This is a genomic window from Micromonospora sp. NPDC002717, assembly GCF_040295705.1.
Lineage (GTDB): Bacteria > Actinomycetota > Actinomycetes > Mycobacteriales > Micromonosporaceae > Micromonospora.
Genome location: NZ_JBEOVW010000004.1, coordinates 200784 through 221313, shown reverse-complemented (window position 1 = coordinate 221313; position 20530 = coordinate 200784). Strand labels below are relative to the sequence as shown.

Annotated in this window: 16 protein-coding genes; 13 read left to right on the top strand and 3 right to left on the bottom strand. The window is 72.0% G+C overall.

The annotated features are described in order from the left end of the window. Nucleotides 1-16 precede the first annotated feature (16 nt). The 3 genes from ABT006_RS09165 to ABT006_RS09155 are packed head-to-tail and all read left to right on the top strand — an operon-like array spanning nt 17 to nt 3750. On the top strand, nt 17-1858 hold the full coding sequence (locus tag ABT006_RS09165) for an SCO2524 family protein (protein WP_350704508.1): 1842 nt from the start codon (nt 17-19) through the stop codon (nt 1856-1858). Further along, entirely contained in the window at nt 1859-2788 is a 930-nt protein-coding gene (locus ABT006_RS09160; RefSeq protein ID WP_350704506.1) for an SCO2523 family variant P-loop protein, read from the top strand. After that, nucleotides 2773-3750: an SCO2522 family protein gene (locus tag ABT006_RS09155; RefSeq protein ID WP_350704504.1), complete on the top strand. Its 978-nt coding sequence runs from the start codon at nt 2773-2775 to the stop codon at nt 3748-3750. Before ABT006_RS09160 ends, ABT006_RS09155 begins: the two co-directional genes overlap by 16 nt. A gap of 6 nt (nt 3751-3756) precedes the next feature. Here the strand turns inward: ABT006_RS09155 and ABT006_RS09150 are convergent, their stop codons facing one another. After that, nucleotides 3757-4713, bottom strand: coding sequence for an SCO2521 family protein (locus ABT006_RS09150; RefSeq protein WP_350704502.1), 957 nt, complete (start codon nt 4711-4713; stop codon nt 3757-3759). Nucleotides 4714-5008: 295 nt separating this feature from the next. Here ABT006_RS09150 and ABT006_RS09145 point away from each other — a divergent pair, with 295 nt between their 5' ends. The 7 genes from ABT006_RS09145 (at nt 5009) to ABT006_RS09115 (ending at nt 16861) form a co-directional block, all read left to right on the top strand. Beyond that, nucleotides 5009-9226, top strand: a complete 4218-nt coding sequence (locus ABT006_RS09145) for a HEAT repeat domain-containing protein (RefSeq protein WP_350704500.1) — start codon at nt 5009-5011, stop codon at nt 9224-9226. A gap of 279 nt (nt 9227-9505) precedes the next feature. Next, on the top strand, nt 9506-11314 hold the full coding sequence (locus ABT006_RS09140) for a RyR domain-containing protein (RefSeq protein WP_350704499.1): 1809 nt from the start codon (nt 9506-9508) through the stop codon (nt 11312-11314). Then, on the top strand, nt 11304-11816 hold the full coding sequence (locus tag ABT006_RS09135; protein ID WP_350704497.1) for a hypothetical protein: 513 nt from the start codon (nt 11304-11306) through the stop codon (nt 11814-11816). Before ABT006_RS09140 ends, ABT006_RS09135 begins: the two co-directional genes overlap by 11 nt. 204 nt (nt 11817-12020) lie before the next feature. Then, on the top strand, nt 12021-12809 hold the full coding sequence (locus tag ABT006_RS09130) for an ATP-binding cassette domain-containing protein (protein WP_350704496.1): 789 nt from the start codon (nt 12021-12023) through the stop codon (nt 12807-12809). Next, nucleotides 12806-13585, top strand: a complete 780-nt coding sequence (locus tag ABT006_RS09125; protein ID WP_350704494.1) for an ABC transporter ATP-binding protein — start codon at nt 12806-12808, stop codon at nt 13583-13585. The genes ABT006_RS09130 and ABT006_RS09125 overlap by 4 nt, the downstream gene beginning before the upstream one ends. Nucleotides 13586-13619: 34 nt before the next feature. Continuing rightward, nucleotides 13620-15119, top strand: a complete 1500-nt coding sequence (locus ABT006_RS09120; RefSeq protein ID WP_350704492.1) for an ABC transporter substrate-binding protein — start codon at nt 13620-13622, stop codon at nt 15117-15119. Further along, nucleotides 15116-16861, top strand: coding sequence for an ABC transporter permease subunit (locus tag ABT006_RS09115; RefSeq protein ID WP_350704491.1), 1746 nt, complete (start codon nt 15116-15118; stop codon nt 16859-16861). The genes ABT006_RS09120 and ABT006_RS09115 overlap by 4 nt, the downstream gene beginning before the upstream one ends. Before the next feature lie 22 nt (nt 16862-16883). Here ABT006_RS09115 and ABT006_RS09110 read toward each other — a convergent pair whose 3' ends face one another. Both ABT006_RS09110 and ABT006_RS09105 read right to left on the bottom strand, forming a co-directional pair. Continuing rightward, on the bottom strand, nt 16884-17333 hold the full coding sequence (locus tag ABT006_RS09110) for a hypothetical protein (RefSeq protein ID WP_350704489.1): 450 nt from the start codon (nt 17331-17333) through the stop codon (nt 16884-16886). A 46-nt stretch (nt 17334-17379) separates the two neighbouring features. Next, nucleotides 17380-17790, bottom strand: coding sequence for a DoxX family protein (locus tag ABT006_RS09105; RefSeq protein WP_350704488.1), 411 nt, complete (start codon nt 17788-17790; stop codon nt 17380-17382). A 291-nt stretch (nt 17791-18081) separates the two neighbouring features. Between ABT006_RS09105 and ABT006_RS09100 the strand changes: the two genes are divergently transcribed. From ABT006_RS09100 to ABT006_RS09090, 3 genes are all read left to right on the top strand, one after another. After that, nucleotides 18082-18441: a YciI family protein gene (locus tag ABT006_RS09100; protein ID WP_350704486.1), complete on the top strand. Its 360-nt coding sequence runs from the start codon at nt 18082-18084 to the stop codon at nt 18439-18441. Further along, nucleotides 18438-19661, top strand: a complete 1224-nt coding sequence (locus ABT006_RS09095) for an RNA polymerase sigma factor (protein ID WP_350704484.1) — start codon at nt 18438-18440, stop codon at nt 19659-19661. The genes ABT006_RS09100 and ABT006_RS09095 overlap by 4 nt, the downstream gene beginning before the upstream one ends. A gap of 155 nt (nt 19662-19816) precedes the next feature. Beyond that, nucleotides 19817-20254, top strand: coding sequence for a helix-turn-helix transcriptional regulator (locus ABT006_RS09090; protein WP_350704482.1), 438 nt, complete (start codon nt 19817-19819; stop codon nt 20252-20254). The last annotated feature ends 276 nt before the right edge of the window (nt 20255-20530 follow it).

Sequence of the window (20530 nt, the reverse complement as noted above, 5' to 3'; positions counted from 1 at the left end):
CAGACGGCGGTGAATCGTGCGGATACAGCCACGCCAGGAGATTCTCGACATCTGGCGGGCCACGGTGCGTAGTTGCTGGCAGAACGGTGAATGGCACTGGGGTGGTCGAAGTGGCAGCAACTCGATCAGCGATGCGGAGCAACTACTGACCCTGCTGCTCCCGGCGGCGAGGGTCCCCGTGCTGTCGCTCGACGACCCGGATCGCGCCGACGAGGAGGTGATCGAGGCGCTCAGCCCGATCGGCGGCGCGATCGAGATTCCCCGCCGGCTGGTCAGCGTGATCACCGACTACTTCACGCGGTACACCGACGACACCGGCACCCCGATCTTCAGCGGCGGTAGCTACCTCGCCCCGCTGGAGGGCGGCTCGGAGCTCACCGACGAGCAACGCTCCCTGGACATCGTCGACTCCTTCGCGGTGTCCGTCACGCTGACCCTGGCGACGATCGGCTTCGTCAAGGTCTACCGTGGCGCCACCAAGCGACGTGACCTGCTGGCGCAGCTGGACGCCCTGGAAGCGATGGCCAGCGCGCGGCTCACCGCGGCCATGGTCGGCCTGCTCCGCAGCTTCAGTACCTTCGTCTTCACCGCCAGCGACGAGTACGGCGTCCGGCTGTGCGACATGATCAACCAGGACGAGTTGCCGCGCCGCGAAGTCGTGGCCGCGCTGCGCGAACAGCTGCGGGAAACGATGGCCAGCCTGCGCAGCGTGGTCATCGGGTCGGGCCGGGTGACCGAGGACCTGGACAACAGCGAGATGCTGTTCGAGTGCGGCTGGTCGTGGGGGATCATCGCCGGGGCCGAGGAGGTCCCGACCACCGAGCCGATCGGCCTGCAGCGGGAGGGCTCGGCGGAGAACGCCCCCTACCTGTACTTCACCGTCATCGCGATGGACGCCATCGAGGACCTGAACTCCGAACGCACCCGCCTGCTCGGTTTGCTCAACGAGGAGCAGCAGCGGCTGTCTCGGGCGCTGCAGCTGCGCTGGGAGCTGACCCGGACCTACTGGGCGACGGTGGCGACCTTCGGCAACCGACGCCGGTGGCCCATCGAGGACATTCCCTGGCGGACGACCGACGGTGACCGGACCGACTACTACACCCTCCAGGCCACGTCGCTGGCGGTGAAGGGCCTGATCGCCGGCGGGCGCGGCGCCGACGAGGAGCTCGGCCGGATCGCCTCGGTGCTGGTGGAGCTGGCGCAGCGGGCGCGGATCACCCGGCGTGCCTCGCCCGACGAGCCGGCGCTGCTCCTGCACGCGCCGGGCAAGCGGGTGACCCTGAACGACGACACGTCGAAGCCGATCATGACGTGGAACGTGAACGAGTACTCCACGGTGCTGCTCCAGCGGGCGGCCACCGTCGCCGGTCTGCTGAGCAACGCCCGGCGGCGCAGCGAGCTGCTCGAACTGGCGGACGAGGTGTGGGATCACCTGCTGCTGCGGCGCATCCCTGACGGCCAGCACCGAGGGTTGTGGGATCACGCCGGCGGCGCTTTCCCCGGGTTGGCGCCGAAGCCGGACGCACCCTCCTGGTACCTGACCGAGCGGGTGGTGGAGGCGCTGGTCAGCGCCGGTCAGCTGCTCTGGGACCGGCCGTTCCCACGCGCCGGCCGGCTCGCCGCGTACGCGCAGGATCTCATCGACGAGGCCGAGTACCTGTTCGACCGGGAGTTGATGCGCGGCACGTTCGCCGGTGAGGCGATGCAGCGCAGCATGCGCAGCATCCGGGCCAGCCTGCGCCGGGCGCAGCTGCTGGTGGACGAACGCCCCGGCACGGCGGCCGCCCTGGCGAACACGCTGCTGCTGCTGCTCAACGACATTGCCACCGGGCAGCAGAAGGCCAGCGAGGGGATCTGAATGCTGGTCTTCGTCACGTCGCACAAGGGCGGTACCGGGCGCTCGGTGACCGCGGCGAACATCGCCTACCGCAGCGCGTTGTCCGGCCGCCCCACCTGCTACCTGGACTACGATTTCGGCTCGCCGACGGCCGGTATCACGTTCCAGATCCCGCAGGCCGTCAACGGGGTGGAGGGCGCCGGGCCCAACGGCGGCGGCCTGCACCGGTATCTGCGCGGGGAGATCCCGTCTCCGGAGCAGTTGGACGTGTGGGCCACGTCGGAGCGGGCCAGCCTGCGTCAGCGTCCCATCGGGTCCGGCCCGCTGGTGCTCCTGCCCGGGCAGCGCAACGGCAGCGAGTTCGGTTTCACCAACGACATCGCCAAGCGCTGCGCCGAACTCTTCCTCCGGCTGGAGGAGGAGTTCGACCTGACCCTGGTGGACCTCAGCGCCGGCCGGTCGTACGCCAGCCAGATCGCGCTGGCCGCCACCGCCACCCCGACCCTGCGCAAGGTCACCGTTCGCTGGTTGGTCTTCCACCGGTGGACTCCCCAGCACGTCACCGCGGCCGCGGATCTGGCCTTCGAGGCAGGCGGGATCGTGGCCATGGGCAAGGAGTACGGTCACGAGCCGGACCGGCTGCGGGAGTCGCTGCGGTTCATCCGCACGGCGGTGATCGATTCACGCGGCCCCGAGGTCGGCTACCTCGACCTCGCGCAGCAGGCCTTCCTGCGCAAGTGCGACGCGGAGCTGTCGGAGCTGGCCCGACGGCGGGGCGTCGGGCGCACCACGCTCTTCGGCGCGGTGCCGCTGGATCCTCTGTTGCAGTGGCGGGAGCAGCTCATCTCGGACCACGACGTGCAAAGCAAGATCGCAAACGTCAAGACCGTGGACGCCTTCGTGGATCTGACCGAGAAGCTCTTCGACGAGACGGCATGGGAGACCGTGTGATTGGCGTGGATGTCAGGTTCCAGGAGGCAGCTGCGGTGCGACGTACAGAGAGCGTGGCGTACTCGCATCTGTCCGTGGAGTTGGGGCACTTCTACGCGGAGGACTTCGGCGACGGATGTCAGGAGCTGCGGCGCAAGTTCGAGCGGATCGCGGACTGGTCGGCCGCGATCCCGGCCCTGGCCCGACGAGGCCTGCCCCCACACCGGCAACCGCGGATCAGCACCTGCTTCATGGTGGACGACTACTTCCACCGCTTCGGTACCCCTCGTGAGGTGATCCCGCAGGTGCAGAGCGCCGCGGCGGAGCACGGCCTGATGCTGGACTACGTGGCCCGGGAGTCCAGCTTCGCGCGGCACGACGGCGTCGAGCTGGCCCAGCTGGTGGTCGACACGCTGGTGGTGGAACCGCCTCGGCACACCACCGGGAGCCGCCCACCGCTGAGCGAGTCGGGTTGGCTGTCCAACGGTAAGCGGTCGCCCGGGCACGTCGACGCCCCGGCGATGACCCTGCCGCGGCCGTGGTCCCCGCCGGTGCAGTCCGGCGATCCCCAGCACTCCATCTTCGTCGACATCGAACTGTGGTCCGGCGAGCCGAACACCCGGGTGTGGGCCTGCGCGCTGCTCGCCTCGGTCTGGCAGTTGACCCGGCTGGGCGTGCTACGGCACCGGGGTGAGACGATCAGGCAGCCGTGCCGGCTTACCGGGGAGTTGCCCACCGACTGGGACGAACTGCCGGCGATCGTCCAGCTGAATCCGGTCGCCGCGCCGTTCTGCGCGTACCGCACGTTGACCCTCATGGACACCCAGTACCTGCCGGTGGAGCTGGCCGTACGGACCATCCTCGGCCAGGTGGCGGTACCGCCGGCAGTCGCGCAGCAGGTCGCCAAGCGGGCCGGCGGCGAGGGCCTGCGGTTGCCGAGCGAGTTGGTCGACCGGTTGAGCTACGTGTTCATCGGCGAGTGAGCGCGGTCAGCGACCGCACGGCTGCTTGACCGCCACCCGGTCGGCCAGGTCGCGCAGCAGTGCCATGTTGTTCACGCTGATCTGATCCCGGATCCAGTTGACCGACGACTTCCACTGCCGGCTGAACCCGGGCACCTGCTCCAGGCGGTCCCAGATCGGCCGCAGCCGCGGGTGGACCCGAGCGCCGGGCAGCCACAGGTGCAGCAGGTGCTCCAGCACCGGCCGCAGCCGCTCGATGTGCTCCTGCCCGGAGGCCGGTCGGGTGACCGCGGCCTCCACCAGGGAGGACAGCATGGTCAGCAGCCAATCGTGCAGCGCGAGATCTTCGCAGAGGCCGGCCACGGCGGCCGGCACGTCCTGCGGGCCGACCACGAGTTCGACCGTGCGCAGCGTGGGGGAGTCCACGGTGACCACCGCCGAGACGGCCCGGCCCGGCTGCTGGTCGACCTGCGCGGTCCAGCGCAGTCGGGTGCGCGCCGCGCGCAGTGGCGGGTGCCGGTCCAGCAGGTCGGACATCTGCACGCCGTCGAGTACCCGGCCGGTGATCGCCTCCAGGTTCAGCACGTCCGCGTTGTTGCCGTGCAGGAAGCCTGCGGTCAGGTCCGCGGCGTCCAGCCTGCCGACCGTCTCAAGGACGCCGGGGTTGGCCAGATAGTGCGACCATGGCTGGCGGCGATCTCCAGCGACGACCTGGATGACCGAGGAGGCCTGGACGATTCGGCCACCGGTGACGATGGCCCGGGTGACCACCGCACCCACCCCGCGCAGTTGGCGCTTCCTGGCGCTGGGCAGCCAGCAGTCCACGCCGGTGCGGACGTCGGGCGACACCGCGTAGAGCGAAGGGCGTCGGGAGGTCAGCACGACCTCGCCCTCGACCAGGCCGAGCACCTCGGAGCTCTGCTCCTGGGTCAGCGCCGTGCTGTGCTGCAGCAGGCTGGTGTGCACCTCACCCACCGTGAGCATGGCTTCCTCCGCATTGCCGGCACCGGTCCGCGGTCGCCCCGCGGAGTGCGGTCCCATGGTGATTGACGTACGCCGCCGTGACCCGCACCGACACGGATCCGTGTGGGATTGCCGAAACTTGTCGTGAGCACGGGATTCGGCTCGCCCGGATCCGGGTCTGTCCTGTGGCCATCATAGGCCCACCGTTGGCGGGATTCCCATGTACGGCGGGGGGTGTTCGCGGGTCAGAGGGATGTGAAGGCAACTGATATTTTCATTGGTGCGGTCGCCAGCTACCCCCTGGAGTTTGCCGTTCATGAAGGTCTACATTTCGGCCACCCAAAAGGACCTGCTGGAATATCGTGCTGCCGTGCACGTCGTGGCACGTCGTCTGGAGATCGAGGACGTGGCCATGGAGGCGTACGGCGCCGACGTCCGGCCACCGCTGGAACGCTGCCTGGCCGACGTTCGCCGGTGCGATCTCTACGTGGGGCTGTTCGCCTGGCGGTACGGGTTTCGGCCGCCCGGCCAGGATTCCTCCATCACCGAACTGGAATACCGTGAGGCGCTCGCGGCCGGAAAGCCCTGCCTGATCTTCCTGCTCGCCGAGGACACACCCTGGCCGGTCGGCATGATCGACCGGGACGCCGACTGGCAGCAGATCGTCGCGCTGCGCCGGGAGCTCAAGGAGCGCCACCTCTGTGCCTTCTTCTCCGGCGTGGACGACCTCGCCGCCAAGGTGACCGTGGCGCTGGCCGAGGTGCGCAGCGGCCGATCCCCGGCGCGCGAGCCCGCCGACCCGGACACCCACCTGCCGGAAGCCGTGCGCAGCCAGTACTACAAACAGCTGGCGCTGAGGTATCAGGCCGTTCCGCTGGACGCGGTCTCACCACGCCCCACCATCGGATACCTCACGGTCGGGTTACCGAAGATGTTCGTGGAGCCCCGCGTGCACGAGGACACCCGGCCGGAGATGCCACTGGCCTGGTGGCGGTGGGCCAGCTCCTCAGGGGACGATCATGCCAGCGGGCTGCCCGGGGTGGTCAACCCGGAGGAGGTGGAGCGGCTCTGGGAAGAGTACGCGGCCAAGGACGCGCTGGCCCTGTTCGACGTGGTGTGCGATCCGGGCCGGCGGGCGATCGTGCTGCTCGGCGACCCCGGCTCCGGCAAGTCGGCGGCCGCGCGGTACCTGGCGCTGGCGCTGGCCGGCGTCTGCGCCGAGCCCCGGCTGGCGGCGCTGGAGCGGTACCTACCCGTCCTGATCGAGCTGCGCTCCTATGCCGCGCACTGCGGGGACGGGCGGTGCGACGGCCTGCTGGACTACGTGGGGCACCGCCACCAGCAGGGACTGGCCGGAATCGACCAGGGCGTGCTGGAGGCGTACCTGCGTCAGGGCGGCCAGGCGCTGTTCCTGTTCGACGGCCTGGACGAGGTGTTCGACCCCGCGCAGCGGGAGGAGGTGGCCGCGCAGATCGCCACGTTCGCCAGCGAGTACCCGGGGGTGCGGACGATGGTCACCTCGCGGGCGGCCGGGTACCTGCGGCACACCTTCGCCAACGCCGGCTTCGACCACTTCACTTTGGAGGATCTCGACGACGAGCGAATCGTCCGGTTCCTCGGCAACTGGTACCGCTACGTGATGCCCACACCGGCGGCGGAAGCGGACCGGCAACGGCGACAGATTCTTGACGTGGTGCGCAGGTCCCGAGCGATGCACGAGATCGCCGGCAATCCCCTGCTGCTGATGCTCATGGCGATCGTCGGCCGGGGCCACCCGCTGCCCCGCAACCGGCACCGGCTCTACGCGCACGTCACAGACGTCCTGATCTCCGAGTGGGACGTGACCAAACAGTTGCGGGAAAGCCACAGCGACGTGCCGCTGCTAGACCTGCAGGCGAAGCGCCGGTTGGTGCGCCACCTGGCGTATTGGATGCAGTTCCGGGAATCCGGCCCGGCAGGAAACTACATTGAATCCGACGAACTGGCGCGCATCTTCCGGGACGACCTCGTCGCGTTCTACGGTTTCGAGAACGAGCGGGCGCTCGCCATGGCCTACTCGATGATCGACAAATTGCGTCAGCGAAGCTTCATCCTGGAACGGTACGGACTGCGACTGTTCGGGTTCGTGCACCGCACGTTCCTGGAGTTCTTCTGCGCAGAGGAGATCGTGGACAGGTTCGAGCACGATCCGGACGCCTGGGGCCTCGACCAACTGCGCGCGCTGTTCCGGGAGCACTGGGCCGACCCGTCCTGGCGGGAGGTGCTCCGGCTGGTCGCCGGCGCCCTGCCCGCCCAGACCGCCAACGACCTGGTCATCCTGCTCGCCACCGAGGCCAACCAACCCTGGCCGCCGCTGAACCTGGCCGGCCCGCCATGGAACCTGGTGCTGGCCGCGCAGTGCGTGGCGGAGGCGCCGCAGCCCGCCGAGCTGGCCGGCGCGGGCGACGCGGTGCTGTGCCAGGTCGTGCGGCTGGTCGAACACGGCATTTCCGCCGACGACCCCAACCTGGTGGAGCTCACCGAGCAGGAGCTGCTGTCCTCGATCCGGGCGCTCGGACCGAGCTGGCCCGGCCGGGAGACCTTCCTGCACTGGTACCGCCGTCGCGGGGTGCGGACCAGCTGGCGCTCCGGCTCCGCATTCGCCACCCGGATCGCCGCGGCGCTCTCCACCGCCGAGGAGCAGCTGGAGGAATTGCTGGTCCGGGAACTCGGGCAGGGCCGCGAGCGGCAGGCCCACCTCACCCTGGTCGCGGGGCTGGCCGAGACCGCCGGCCGGCTGGGCACCACCACCAGCCGCAGCCGCCGCCGATGCCGGGACCTCCTGCTCGCCCAGGCACAGGCCGAGGTCTCCACCGCGGTGCGGCAGGCCGCCGTGCGGGCTCTGGTCGCGCACTTCGGCGCCGACCCCGACCACGTCGACGTGCTGCGCGACCTTGCCGACTCACCCGATCTCGCGGTGCGCGCGCTGGCCGTGCAGTCCCTCGGCGGCCGGACCGAGCTCTCCGAGGACGTCCGCCAGGTGCTGGCCAGGGCCACCGAAGACCCCGCCACCGCGGTGCGGCGGGCCGCCGCCGGAGTGCTCACCACGCGCTGCGCCGACCTGCCGGACGCCCCCGAGACACTGCAGCGGCTGCTGGCCACCGACACCGACCCGGGCGTGGTGCAGTGCGCGCTGGAGGGACTGCTGGCCCTGCCGGAGCACGCCGAGACCGCCCGCATCCGGGCGCTGGAGCGGGTGACCGGCGACTCCCCGGACGAGGTGCGGCGCTGCGTGGTGACCGAGCTGCTGCCGGGGCGGTCCGGCCCGGAGAGCACCGAACTGCTGCTGAAGCTGGCCTGCTCGGACACCTCCGCGCGGCTCCGCGCGGTCGCCGTGCAGCGGCTGGCGCTCGTATCCGATCCGGAGGGGCGCTGCCGAGCCCGGCTGGTCGACCAGATCGAGCAGGACGAGGACGCCTCCGTGCGTGCCGCCGCCGTGACCGCGCTGATCGACCGGGACCGCGCCGACGACACCGCATGGACCGTGGTGGCGCACGCGGCCCGTGCCGACGAGGACGCGACGGTACGCCTCGCCGCGGTGCGCGCGCTGGCTGAGGCATACCCGGACCACCGCACCGGGGAGCTGCTGCTGGAGAAAGCTCACCGCGACCCGACCGCGAGCGTCCGGCTCGCCGCGGTCGACCTGCTCACCGGCCGGCCGCTACTCGGGCACGCCACTCGTGCTCTGCTCATCAGCCGCGCTTCCCAGGAGCGGGACGCGATCGTCCGGCTGCGGGTCACCCTCCGCCTGACCCGCCTCGCCGACCCGCCCGACCCTGAGGTGCTGGAGTGCCTGGCCGAGCAGGTCAGCCGGGATCCCGACCCGAACGTGCTGCGCGCGGCCGCCCAGGCGCTCGCCCGCCACGGCGAGGCCGACGGCCTGATGGAGACACTGTGCCGGCGGGCCCGCCGGGACAGCTACGTCGGCATCCGGCTGGCCGCCGTGCAGGCCCTCTGCGCGTACGGGAGCCCCGATCTGGTGACCGACGTGCTGCTGGAGTGCGTCGAATCGGACAGCGACCCTACCGTGTTCGACGCGGCGGTGTGCTGCCTGACCGAGCAGGGCTCGGCATCCATGGCGGTGACACTGCGGCTCCTGCGCCGCCTGGCAGACCAGGACCCGGCGATCCGCGCCCGCATCGCCGCCGCGCTCGGCGCGCACTTCGGAGCCGACCCGGAGGTCCGGGTACTGCTGGTGGGGCTGGTCCGCGACGACCCGGACCTCGAGGTGCGGCGCCGGGCCGTGGAACAGCTGGGGGCCACGCTGGCCGGCCGAGTGGGGGTACAGGAGCTGCTGCTACGGCTGGCCGACGACAATGACTGGGAGATCCGCCGGACCGCGCTGCTCGGGTTGACCCGCCACTACTCTCGGGACGCCCGGACCCGGGTTGTGCTCGCGCGGCTTGCTCGCCAGGAGGACGACGCCACCGTACGGCGGCTGGCCGGGCAACTGCTGGCCGCGCTGCCCGACACCAGGCCCGACGACTTCCCGTGACCGGGCCCGACCGGACGCCCGGGCGGGCGGTGCCGTCGCCCGTGAGCAGGTCGAGCCGGACGGGGCACCAACCGTAGCCCCGTCCGCCGTCAGCAACACGCTCGCACCGACCGTGGCATCAGCTTGCGCGTGTCCCGTACCCGCACGGGCGACCGGTCCCGGCTGCGGAGACGGCCTCCGCCCGAGCTGGTCCCCGCCGCCAATTCGCCCGAGCTGGTAGCGCGTCGGCGGGTGCGCCGAGCGCGGCCCTGATCGACCTCGTCAAATATCATGAGGGCCATGACAGACCCGGTCGCCGGCTCGCGCCGCCTGGTCGAATGGTGGCTTCGAGTCGTGTTCGGAGTCATCGGACTGGCCGCCTTCATTCTCGGCTACGTCGGCTTCGAGCGCCTGCTCCAGGCTCGGCCGGACACCGCGCACGACCCGTACGACGTGCTCTACTACGACCTGCAACTCTTCGTCTTCGGCGCCGAACCGTTCCAGGACGCCGGACCGTACCCGTGGCAGCTGCAGGTCGCCCGGTTCGCCGCCCCGCTGTTCACCCTCCTCGCCGTGGCCGAGGCCAGCCGGCTGCTGCTGGCCGCCGAGAGCCGCCGCCTGCGGGCCCGGCGGTCCCGTGGTCACGTCCTGGTCTGCGGCGACTCCCAGTTCGCCCACATGCTCGCCGACCGGCTCTTCGCCGACGGCGAGCGCGTGGTCGTGGTGCGCTCCGAGCCGTTCGGACCGCTGGAGTACCGCTTACGCCGGTATCTCGGCGTCATCGGCGACCCGGCCAGCCCCCAGGTGTTGCGCGGCGCCGGGCTGCCCCGGGCCCACACCATCTACGCGTGCAGCGAGGACGACGACCGCAACCACGCCATCGCCAACACCGCCAGCCGGCTCATCCAGGACCGACGGCAACCACCTCGGGTCTACGTCCTGGTCCACGACTCCGAGATGTGCCTGTCACTGCAGGCCCGACGACTCGGCGCCGCCGGATCCAGCCGGCTGCGGCTGGACTACTTCCACGTCGACGACGTCGCCGCCCGCGCACTGCACCGGCACCACCCGCTGCCACACGCGACCGGCCGACCCACCAAGGTCCTCATCGCCGGCACCGGCACCTTCCGCCGAGCCCTCCTGGTGGAAACCGCTCGGCACTGGCGGGCACGCCACGCCGACACCCGTCCCGGCCAGTTCGTGCCACCCCTGCGGGTGGACCTCGTGGCCCCGGACGCCGACACCGAACTCGCCGTCGCGGCGTCCCGCTACCCGTTCCTGACCACCGTCTGCCAGCTCACCGCGCACAACCTGGACCTCGACGGCCTCGTGGGGCTCGACCAGCTCGACCGCGGCCGCTACGACCGCATCTACGTCTGCGCACCGGACGAAACCAGCGGCCTGCAGTTCGTGCTGGACACGCCCGCCCTCTGGCAGAGCGCCGAGAGTTCCGTCTTCGTGCCGGTCTACCAGCAGGCAGCGCTCGCCGCCGCCTTCCACGGCGACTCCCGCCACGACCTGCTCGACGAGGTGCACGGCAAGCTCCGCCTCTATCCGGTGCTGACCCGCGCCTGCGATGCCCGGTTGATCGCCGAGGACCTAACCGAGCGGCTGGCCCGGCTGATCCACGAGCGGTACCTCCAGGCCCAGCAGGGCGCCGGGGTGCGCCCCGGTGACGCGCCGGCGATGGTGGACTGGTCGCGACTGCCCGAGTCGCTGCGGCGCGCGAACCGGGCCCACGTCCAGGACATCGCCGCGAAGCTGTTGAATCTCGGGTGTGTCGTGGCGCCCCGGCGTGGCGGCACCCGCGACGCCTCCGCCGCCGGGCAGGTCATCGACGACCGGATCGAGGAACTCGCCCGCCTCGAGCACGAACGGTGGTGCCGGGAACGGCGAGGGGAGGGCTGGACGTACGGCGAGCCCCGCGACGACGCCCGGCGGCGGCATCCCGCCTTGCGGCCGTGGGACGAACTTCCCCCTGACGTCCAGGAGCAGAACCGCGAAGAGATCCGGGCGCTGCCCGACGTGCTGTCCGACAGCGGGTTCGAGCTGATCCGGCTGGCACCCGCGGTGCCCGCGCAGCGGAGAGGACCGGGGGATGCCGGCTGATCCCGCACCGCTGCGCGTCGGCATGACCGGGCACATCAACCTGACCCGCGACACCGAGCTGCTCGTCGCCGACGCGCTCCGCGTCGAGTTGCGCCGGATCAGCGACCGGCCGGTGCACGGCGTCACCTGCCTGGCGGCCGGTGCGGATCAGGTCTTCGTGCGCACGATTCTGGAGATGGGCGGCACGCACGAGGTGATTCTCCCGGCCCGCGACTACCGGACCGCCGTGATCAGCCCGGAGAACCGGACGGCCTTCGATGAGCTGCTCGCCCGGGCGGCGGCGGTCGTCCACACCGGCTACGACCGCTCGCACACCGCCGCCTACGTGGCCGCCAACCGGGAAATGGTGCGACGGGTGCAGCGACTCGTGGCGGTGTGGGACGGCGAACCTGGCTGCCACGCGGCGTCGACGGACCGGACCGTCGACTGGGCGCGGCGCCACGGCATCCCGACCACGATCCTCTGGCCCGTCGGCGCCCGCCGGATGGCTCTCGGGGACTGACGGGCCAACGGCGGGCGGGTGCCTGCGACGAGAGCTGGATGTGTGGGTTCGAGAACCTGAACACGTGGGTCGGGTGACGCCACGATTTTGTTGGCAACGATTTTCATTGTAGCCTCCAGGGCCCGAGGGGTCAGGCCCGTGGCGTCACGGCCGGGCAGCAGGCCGCGCGGACGACGAAAACGGATCTCATTTTCTGGAGGTTAGGTGGGGCAGGCGGTTCTGACCACAACCGACCTGCGGGTACGCGGGAACGGTCGCGTACTCGTCTCCGATGTCAACCTGACGTGCGCGGTGGGCGAGCGTGTCGCGTTGGTCGGCGCCTCCGGGTCCGGCAAGAGCCTCACCGCGAAGGCCGTGCTGGGTGTCCTGCCCCTGGGCCTGGTCGCCGCCGGCAGCATCCGCATCGCCGGCGAGGAGGTGCGCGGTCTCCCGTGCGCCCGCCGCGGCGCCGCGCTCAGGCCCGCTGCGGTGCTCCAGGACCCCGCACTGGCACTGCACCCCTTGGTCACCATCGGTGAACAGGTCGCCCTGCCACTGCACCGCGACGTCCGGCGCGCCGACACCCGGCGGGCGCGTCTCGAACTGCTGGCCGCCGTGGGCCTGCCGGACCCGGAGCAGGTCGCCGGCCGCTACCCGAGCCAGCTCTCGGGTGGGCAACGCCAACGCGCCTGCCTCGCCGTGGCCCTGGCCGCCCGCCCGCCACTGCTGATCGCCGACGAACCGACGACCGCCCTCGACGTCGTCACCCAGGCCGCGATCGTGCGGCTGCTGCGGGAGCGTACCGGCGGCCCGGACGGCCCGGCGCTGCTGTTCATCACGCACGACCTCGCCATCGCCGCCGAGCTGTGCACCCGCATCGTGGTAATGCACGAGGGGCGCGTCGTCGAGGACCGCCCGGCCCTCGACGTGCTGCACGACCCCCGGCATCCCCGGGCCCGTGACCTCGTCGACGCCGCCCGGCTCTCGACGGACGCCCTGGCCGCACGCCGATGACCGTCATCGAGTGCCACCGGCTTCGGCACGCCTACCCGCCGTCCCACCGCTCGGCGGCCGCCGTGCCCGTGCTCGACGGCGTCGATCTCACGATCGCCGCGGGTGAGCGCGTCGCGTTGGTCGGCCGGTCCGGGTCCGGCAAATCCACTCTGGTACGGGCGCTGCTCGCCCTGGAACCGGTGGAGGCCGGGACGATCCGCTGCGACGGCCGGGACGTGACGCCCGGACCGGTTCACCGGCTGCGCTGGTTCCGCCGGGTCGTCCAGTACGTGCCGCAGGACCCCGGGTCCACGCTCGACCCGCGCGCCCGGGTCCTCGACATCGTCACGGAGCCGATTCGCCGGCTGTGCGGGGTCACCGACCGGGCCCGGCTCACCGCTGTGGCCGTGGCGGCGCTGGAGGCCGTACGGCTGCCGGCGGACCTGCGGACGGCCCGCGCCCGGGATCTCTCCGGCGGGCAGGCCCAGCGGGTGGCGATCGCCCGGGCGCTGAGCCCCGAGCCGCGACTGCTGATCGCCGACGAGCCGGTCAGCGGCCTCGACGCCCCGCTGCGGGCGCACGTCGTCGACGCCCTGCGCCAGGCGTCCGAGACCCGGGGGACCGCGCTGCTGCTGGTCTCCCACGACCTCTCCGCGGCGGCCGCCCTGTGCGACCGGATCACGGTGCTGCACGAGGGCCGGCTCGTCGAGGACCGCCCGACCGGCGACCTGCTCGCCGGACCCGAACATCCGGAGACCCGCGCGCTGCTCGCCGCGGTGCCCCGGTTCCCGGCCTGAAACACCGGAATCCCCCTACCCATCGGAGAATCACGTGCCTTCAACCCGCCTACGCCTCGCCGCCGCCGTTGCCGGCGTGCTGCTGCTGAGCGGCTGCTTCAACGCCGGCGGCGACACCGCCGAGGCCACCGGCGACGACCGGATCTCGGTGGCGATGCTGTTGCCGCCGCGCAGCGGGCTGACCCCGTTCAGCGACGACGCGTTCAAGCTGTCCCGCTGGTCGACGGCCGAGACCCTGGTGACCCTCGACGCCGACGGCATCGCGCAGCCCGCCCTCGCCACCGCCTTCACCCCGCTCGACGACCCGAAGACGTGGCGGTTCGAGATCCGCAACGGGGTCACGTTCCACGACGGCAGCCCGCTCACCGTGGCGTCGGTGGTGGCCGCCCTGACCGCGGCGACCAGGGCCAGCCCCAAGCCCCGCATCCTCGACGGCGTCGAGCTGACCGTGCAGCCGGACCCCGCGGCCGCCGACAAGGCGGTCCTGGTCACCACCCGGGAAACCGACCCGCTGCTGCCGCAGCGGCTGTCCAGTCCGCAGCTCTCCATCCTGTCCACCGCAGCCTACGGAGCGAACGGCGTGGTCAACCCCGCCGGGCACGGCACCGGCCCCTTCAAGCTGATCTCCAGTAACACCACGACCGCCAAGCTGGACCGATACGACGGCTACTGGGGCGGGCCCGCGAAGGCCGCCGGGATCGATGTCAGCTTCGTCCCGGACGCCACCGCGCGGGCGGCGGCGCTGCGGACCGGCACGGTGGACGTGGCGGAGGCCGTCCCGGTGTCGCAGGCCGGTCTGCTCGACGCCGACAAGGTGTTCGAGGTCCCGATGCCCCGCACCAACACGCTGTACCTCAACACGAAGAAGGGCCCGTTCGCCGACCCTGCCGTGCGGGCCGCCGCCCGCCAGGCGATCAACCGCGAACCGATCGTCGACACCGTCTACGAGGGCCGCGCCGACGTCGCCGCCGGCCTGCTCGGTCCCGCTCTGCCCTGGGCGGCCGAGGCACGCCTCGAGCGAGAGAACACCGCCGCGAAGAAGGTGAACGGCATCCCGATCGTGCTGGCCACCTTCACCGACCGGGCCGAGCTGCCCGAGGTCGCCGTGCAACTCCAGCAGCAGCTCGAAGCCGTCGGCTTCGAGGTGCGCCAAGAGGTACGCGAGTACGCCCAGATCGAGGCCGACGCCCTGGCCGGCAGGTTCGACGCCTTCGTCCTGTCCCGCGCCACCGTCCTGGACTCCGGCGACCCGGTCGCCTACATGTACAGCGACTTCTCCTGCGAGGGCTCGTTCAACATCGCCCAGCTCTGCGACCCGGCCATCGACGCTGCCCTGAGGACCGCCGCGGCCACCACGGCCGGACCGCTGCGACAGGGGGCCATCATGCGGGCGGAGAAGCTGATCCTGGAGTCGGACGCCGCGATCCCGCTGCTGCACGAACGGGTCATCCAGGGGGAGTCCGGCGCGTTCACCGGCGTGGAGCGCGACTCGCGCGAGCGTACGCTGATCACGGCCCGAACCGCGCCAGCGTGACCGGCACACGCCTTCTGAACGCCGCGCCCCGGCCGTTTCCCGGGGTGGCCGCCCTGTCCCGGATCGGCGCGGCCGGGGCGGTGATCGCCCTGGTCGGCGTCCTGCCCTGGCTGTCCGGGCGCGACCCCGCGCTCACCGTGCTGCGTGGGCGTTCCGCCGAGCAGGAGGCCACCCCCGAGGCGCTGGCGGCGGTCCGCGAGCAACTCGGCCTCGACGCGGGACCGCTCGCGCTGCTCGGCCGCTGGCTCTCCGGTCTGCCGCGCGGGGACCTCGGCACGTCCTGGGTCAGCGGCCGGCCCGTGCTGCCGGACCTGCTCACCGCCACCGGGGTCTCGCTGACCCTGACGGCCTTCGCCGGGCTGGTCGCCGCCGTGGTGGCCGGGCTGCTGACGCTGCCCGCGCTCCGGGCGGCGCTGCGCGGCACCCCGCGACGCAGCGGCGGGGCGGGGGCCGCGGCCCTCACCGCGCTGCCGGAGTTCCTGCTCGCCTCGGTCCTGCTGATCGCCGGGGCGGTCGGTCTGCGCGCTTTTCCACCGTACGGGTGGGACTCGGCGCACCACGCCGTGCTGCCGTCGCTGGCGCTGGGACTCCCGGCCGGCGGGCTGATCGGGATGCTCCTGGCCGACGCGGTGTCCCGTGCCGTGGGGGAGCCGTGGACGATCACCTGGGCGACCGCCGGGGCGGGCCGTGCCCGTACCGCGGCCGCCCTGCTCCGGCGGGCGCTGCCCGCGCTGCTCCCGCAGATCGGGCTGGTGCTCATCGGCCTGACCGGCGGGGGCGTCGCCGTCGAACGGGTCTTCGCCGTTCCCGGGCTGGGCCGGGTGACCCTGGGCGCGGCCCAGACGCAGGACCTCCCGGTGCTGCAGGGCGGCGTGCTGATCCTGCTCGTTCTCGGCGTCGTGGCCGGCATCGGCGTCGAACTGCTGCGCCGCGCCATGCTCGGCCCCGCGCTGCGTTCCGGCGCCCTGCCGGTGGCCGCGCACGCCCCGGCGCCGCACCGCGGCCTGTGGATCACGACCGGCGTGGCGATGCTCGTGCTCACCGTCCTCGTCGTCGCCGGGCTGGCCGGCGACCCGTACGCCGCCGACCGTGGCCGGTTGGCGGCTCCCTCGTGGGACCTGCCGCTGGGCGCCGACGCCTCCGGGCGGGACCTGCTCGCCCGGCTGGGCCACGGCGCGGCCACGACCATCGGCACCGCGCTGCTGCTGTGCGCGGCGTGCCTGCTGATCGGGCTCGTGGTCGGACTGCTTCCCCGGGCGGCGACCGGCCCAATCGAGATGGCGAACGCGGCGCCGCCGGTGCTGGCCGGGCTGCTCGTCGTCGCGGTCACCGGCCCGTCGACCGGGGCCGCTGCCGCCGCCGTGCTGCTGGTCGGCTGGGCGCCCCTGGCAGCGCACACCGCGGCTCTGGTCGTGGAGGCACGGGCACAGCCGTACGTGGCGATCCTGCCCGTGCTCGGTGTCGGACGGACCCGGATCCTGTGGTGTCACATCCTTCCCGGCGTGCTCGGGCCGCTGACCCGCCACGCGCTGCTGCGCATCCCGGGCATCGCGCTGGCCTTGGCGGCACTCGGCTTCCTCGGCCTCGGTCCGCAACCGCCGACCCCGGACTGGGGCCTCGTGCTGTCCGAGGGCATGCCGTACGTGGAGCGCGCCCCGTGGACGGCCTTCGGACCGTGCCTGTCGCTGGTCGCCCTGTCCGTGCTCACCGTCACGGCCTCGGCACTGCGGCGTTCCCGCTGAGAAACACCGCCCCACCAGGCTGTCAACAGATGGCGGGATGGACGCGGGTCATGGTGGACTGGTAGCCGCCACCGGGCCAGGCCCACGCTCCGGTGGCGCTGGTGCCCTCCGCGTCGAAGGTCCCGCGATACCGCGCGGGCGAGCCTGGCTCGCCGAACCAGATGGTCAGCTCGCGGTCGGCGACCTCGTAGACGTACTCCAGGATCTCTCCCGTGCTGCCGAAGAAGTGCGACTTCAGGGTGCCGCTCGCGGGGTCGTGTCCGATGTACTCGACACCGGAGGTGGTGTCGTCGCCCTGGACGAGGTGGACGCGCTGGACCAGGAAGTGGCCGCCGGGCATCCACTCGTAGGTGACGGTGCCATGGTGCCCGGGCCCGGAGACGTGCCAGGTGCCGACCAGTACGTCGAGGGTCTTCAGGGTCGGGTGGGGGGTGCCGGCGGACGGCGCGCCGCCGAGGATCTCGTCGGTCATGGCGGTGGTTCCTTTCACGGGTCGGGCGTGTGAAACGGTTGGGGTGTCAACGGGTGGGGGTGGGGCGGCGCAGCTGAGCGCGGCGGCCGTAGGCGACGACCGCCGCGAGCAGCAGGAACGCGGCTGGCACCGCGGGGTTGGCGCCGATCAGCACGTTGGTGACCACGGCCCCGGCCATGAGCCCGGCCAGGCCGAGGGCGGCCAGCGCGGCCAGCCGCGGAACCAGCAGACCGAGGGCGCCGGCCACCTCGCACACGCCGACCAGGTAGCGCAGCCACTGCCCCGCACCGATGTCGGTGAACAGGTCGACCATCCGCGGTTCGCCGATGAGCTTCAGCACCCCGCCCGAGACGAACTGCACGGCGAGGAACACCCGCACTATCCACCGGGCGATCGATCCGGTGCGGCGCCGACCGGTCGGGCGGCTGGCGGAACGGGTGGTGACGTTGGTGGTCATCGGGCTCTCCTCGTCGGATCGTCGTTGTACCCGGGACGTCGGAGCCGGCCATCCGTTCTCTACACGCCGGTCGAGAACCTTTGCCAAGATCTTTTCCGCCGGTGACGGAGGCGCCGGGAGGATGGGGACGGTCGGCGGGGAACAAGGCCGGCGTTGTGGGCAGCCGGCAGAACGTGTGGCGCGCGGAGGGCACACCGCACCCGCTGGTGCGCGGCCTGCCGGCCGAATCCGACCGTTGTGATCTGGTATCAATGTCCGATCGAGCGAACGCGGAGGGTGACGGTGAAATACATGGTGATGACCTACGGTGGCCCGTCGGCCTGGGAAGCACTGGCCGGCACCGGCCCGGACGCGATGTCGCCCGAGGAGATCGCCGCCCACTTCGAAGCGATGCAGGCGTTGCAGAAGGAACTGGCCGCCACCGGCGAGCTGGTCAGCGCCTTCGGGCTGTCCGAGCCGGCACGCGCACAGACGGTCGACCTGCGCGGCGGCACGCCGGTGGTCTCCGACGGGCCCTACGCCGAGACCAAGGAGTTTCTCGCCGGGTTCGGCATCATCGATGTGGCGAGCCACGACCGTGCGGTCGAGTTGGCAGCCCGGTTCGCCGGCGTCGTGTCCACCCGCGTCGAACTGCGGCCCGTGCACGGATGAGCGATGACCTGCTGCGCGAACTGGCGCCACAGGTCCTGGCAGCGGTAACGCGCCGCTACGGGCACTTCGACGAGGCCGAGGACGCCACCCAGGAGGCGCTGCTGGCGGCGACGACGCAGTGGCCCGCCGAAGGCGTACCGGACAACCCGCAGGGGTGGCTGATCCGGGTCGCCTCCCGACGCCTGATCGACCACCTGCGCAGCGAGCAGTCCCGTCTGCGGCGCGAGGCGACACTCGCGGCGCAGGTACCACCCGCCGACTGGCTGGCTCCGGCGGCCGACACCGGCGAGGCGTCCGACGACACCCTGACGCTGTTCTTCCTGTGCTGCCATCCCGCGCTCACGGCGGCCTCGCAGATCGTCCTGACCCTGCGAGCGGTGGGCGGGCTGACCACGGCGGAGATCGCCCATGCCCTGCTCGTGCCGGAGGCGACGCTGGCACAGCGGATCAGCCGGGCCAAGCAGCGCATCAGGGACGCCGGCGCCAGGTTCGAACCACCCACCCGGCACGACCACGACGGTCGGTTGCGGGCGGTGCTGCACGTGCTCTACCTCATCTTCAACGAAGGGCACACGGCGACCTCCGGCGCCGCCCTGCACCGCACGGACCTGGCCACCGAGGCGATCCGGCTGGCCCGCACGGTCCACCGGGCCCGCCCCGGCGACGCCGAGGTCGCCGGCCTGCTCGCGCTGCTGCTGCTCACCGACGCCCGGCGGGCGGCGCGCACCGGCCCCGCCGGTGAACTGGTGCCGCTGGCGGAGCAGGACCGCGGCCGCTGGGATCACCGCACCATTCACGAAGGCATCACGCTGCTCGCCGCGGCACTGGCGCACCGCCGACCGGGCCCCTACCAGATCCAGGCGGCGATCGCCGCGGCGCACAGCCAGGCCGCCCGTGCCGAAGACACCGACTGGCCGCACATCCTCGACCTGTACGACATGCTCCAGCGTTTCGACGACAATCCCGTCGTGACGCTCAACCGCGCCGTCGCCGCCGCCATGGTCCACGGGCCCCGGACCGGCCTGACACTACTGGAAGCGCTCGACTCCGATCCCCGGATGACGGGCAACCACCGCCTGGCCGCCGTGCGGGCCCACCTGCTCCACCAAGCCGGTGATCACGAGGCTGCCGTCGCCCATTACCAGGCCGCGGCGCGGCAGACGGCGAGCATTCCGGAACGCGAGTACCTGCTCCGGCAGGCCCGACTCGCCGCCCGGTAACCCACGGTGTGGACCGGCGGTGGCTCAAGGGGCACCGGTCCGGGCTCCCACGCCATCGACTCCGCAACCCCAAGTTGGACATTTATCCATTTTCGGGAGGTTCGGTGTGCTTAGCTGCGAGGAGGAGCGGCGGCCCGACCGCGGAAGGGACTGACATGCATGGGCGTGAACTGCGCAGCCTGCTGCATCCGTTCCTCCTGCTCTTGATCTTCGAGCGACCCGGTTACGGGTACGACCTGATCGAGCGACTTGAAGCGATGGGAATGTCCGACGTGGAATCCGGTCAGGTCTACCGGGTGCTGCGCGGGCTGGAGCGCGACCGTTCGCTGCTGTCGATGTGGGAGGCCGCCGAGGCGGGCCCGGCGCGTCGGCGCTACGAGCTGACGGCGAAGGGACGCAACGACCTCCGGTCGTGGATCGCCCGCCTGGCGCAACTGGACCACGTCATGGATGCCTTCCTGCGGCGCTCGGCGGACGCCTTCGACAGGCCGCGGGGCGGCTCCCGGCATCGCTCCTGTCGACAGGCCGGTAGCCGCCGTCGGCCGTCCGTTCCTCGGTCACCCGTCTTTGCAGGTGCAGGAACCGCACCCTGATCCGGACGACTGCGCTGTCCGGCACCTCCATCAGGCACTCGGTCTGCTGCCACGGCGACTCGGCCGAACCTGCCACCGTGCTGTCGGCCAGGCCGTGCGCATCCGCCCAGGCGGGGGCACGAGGACACCGAACTGCCAACGGACGCGGTTCTTGCCCGATGACCGCCGGTAGGGGTAGAGCACTCACCGGATCGGGTGAGCATGGTCCGGACGTGGGGATGCTCGTGCTGTCGACGGGCGACTGGCCGAGGGCGTGAGCCGGCGCAGGGGGAGCGA